We start from the raw sequence: 2,251 nt of genomic DNA on the forward strand, positions 1-2,251 counted from the left end.
GGATGCGCGCACGCCCCGGGACCTGGCCGGCCAGCATGCCGTGGTGGTCGGCTGGGGCGGCATAGGCCAGCGCATCGGCGCGCTACTGGGCGCGCTCGGGCTGGAGATATCGGTGGCACGCCATAGCGGCGCGTCCGTGCCGCAGGCCCGCCATACGGTGAGCTACGACGAACTACCGTCCCTGCTACCCGCAGCGGACTGGCTGGTATTGGCCTGCCCGCTCACTCCCGTCACGCGTAACCTGGTCGGCCGCGACGCGCTCGCCGCGCTGCCCGCCCACGCCATGGTGGTCAACGTGGCCCGCGGCCATGTGATCGACGAGCCCGAGTTGATCGCGGCGCTGAGCGCCCAGCGCCTGGGCGGCGCCTTCCTCGACGTGTTCCAGCATGAACCGCTGCCGCCGGATTCCGCGCTGTGGGGACTGCCCAACGTCATCGTCACGCCGCACAGCGCCGGGTTTTCGGACGGCAATGCGGCGCGCGTGCGCGCCCTGTTCGTCGACAACCTCAATCGCTGGCTCGCAGGCGAGCCGCTGGCCCATCGCAGCATTGCCTGAATGGCCTGTCGCCGCCCGGACTCAGGTCCGGACGGCGACAGACTTTCATTGCGCCTCAGCGCTGCAAGGGAGACTTGGCCGTTTCCCTTGCGGCCAGCACCGCCACCGCCGTCACCACCAATGCCGCCGCCACGTACAGCGAAATCGCAAAGGTCGAGTTCCAGGACTTGAACAGGCTGGCGATGATCAGCGGCGCGAACCCGCCGCCGACGATGCCGGCCAGCGTGTAGGCCAGGGACGAACCGGCGTAGCGCACGCGGCCCGGAAACTGCTCGGTGATGAACGCGGCCTGCGGGCCGTACATCAACGCATGGATCAGCAGGCCCACCACGACCGCCGCGCAGATGGCGATGGGATGCGCGGTGTCCATCAGCACGAAGAAGACGAAGGCCCAGATCATGCCCAGCATCGCGCCCGCCAGATACACCGGACGCCGGCCGATCTTGTCGGACAGGTGTCCGCACAGCGGTACCGCTATCGCATTCAATGCAGCGCCCAGCATGGTGGCGGTCAGGGCCAAGGGCCGCGACAGGTGCAGCACCGTCGTCACGTAGGTCAGCGTGAACACCACCACCAGCGCATAGAGCACGTCGGAGCCGATGCGCGAGCCGCCGGCGACCAGCAGTTGGCGCCAGTGCTGCCCCAGCACTTCCTTGATGGGGGTGGCGGCGGTTTCGCGCTTTTGCTCCATTTCCAGGAACACGGGCGTCTCCTCGACGCCGCGGCGCAGCCACAGGCCGAACAGCACCAGTGCCACGCTGGAGACGAACGGCACGCGCCAGCCCCAGGCCTGGAAGTCCTCGGGGCTGAGGAAGGCCGAGACCGCAGCAATGAAGCCCGTGCCTATCAGCGTGCCGCAGGACGGTCCGATCTGCGTGAACGAGGCGTTGCGCCCGCGCTGATTGGGCTTGCCGTGCTCCATCGACAGCAGCACCGCGCCGGCCCACTCGCCGCCCAGGGCCACGCCCTGCACGAAGCGCAAGGCCACCAGCGCCACCGGCGCCCACACGCCCCAGGACGCGTAGGTCGGCAGCAGCCCCATCAAGCCGGTGGAAATGCCCATGATGACCAGGGTGGCGACCAGGACGAACTTGCGCCCCAGCCGGTCGCCCAGATGTCCGAAGACAAAGCCGCCCAGCGGCCGCGACACGTAGCCCACGGCATAGGTGGAAAACGCCAGGATGGTGCCGGTCAGCGGGTCGAAGGACGGAAAGAAGATGGAGTTGAATACCAGCGCCGCCATCAGGTTGTAGATGGTGAAGTCGTACCACTCCAGCGTGGTGCCGACCGAACTGGCCAAAGCCAGCCTGCGCATCTTGTTGGGCGCTGCCGCGGTCTTGACCGCCGCGGCGCCGTACAGCGTTTCTTCAGCCATGGGATTCCCCTTGAATATGATGTTTGGTGCCAGGCCGCGACGGGCTTAGCGCAGGTCTGCAGCCGCCAGCTTCCAGCCCAGTTCCAGCAACCAGGCGCCGGACGGATCGGCGTCGAAAGCGCGGCAAGCCTGGTCGCGCAGGGCCCGCGCGGCCGCCGCCGTGCTCGCCTCCACCACGAACAGGGGCGCCAGCACGCGGTTCTCGGTGGACTCGCGCGGCAGTGGAGTGCTGAGCGCCGTATCCGGCACCAGCAGATAGGACTGCACAAAGCCGTCCGCCTCCGCCAGCTGGCTGCCCAGCGCGCTGGCCCGGGCGACCA

The 2,251-nt window shown here is 68.5% G+C and carries 2 protein-coding genes and 1 pseudogene; 1 reads left to right on the forward strand and 2 read right to left on the reverse strand.

Annotated elements, in window-relative coordinates:
- The coding region (locus VIR09_RS06040) for an NAD(P)-dependent oxidoreductase (RefSeq protein WP_332012049.1) at positions 1–556 on the forward strand (556 nt) is incomplete at its 5' end.
- Between the two features lie 55 nt (positions 557–611).
- Here VIR09_RS06040 and VIR09_RS06045 read toward each other — a convergent pair.
- A complete protein-coding gene (locus VIR09_RS06045) occupies positions 612–1,931 on the reverse strand; it encodes an MFS transporter (RefSeq protein ID WP_332012050.1) in 1,320 nt (439 codons plus the stop codon).
- 45 nt (positions 1,932–1,976) lie between these two features.
- A pseudogene (locus tag VIR09_RS06050) lies at positions 1,977–2,251 on the reverse strand (hypothetical protein); the annotation flags it as partial.

Origin of the sequence: Achromobacter sp. (assembly GCF_036567245.1) — a bacterium.
GTDB lineage: Bacteria > Pseudomonadota > Gammaproteobacteria > Burkholderiales > Burkholderiaceae_B > Achromobacter.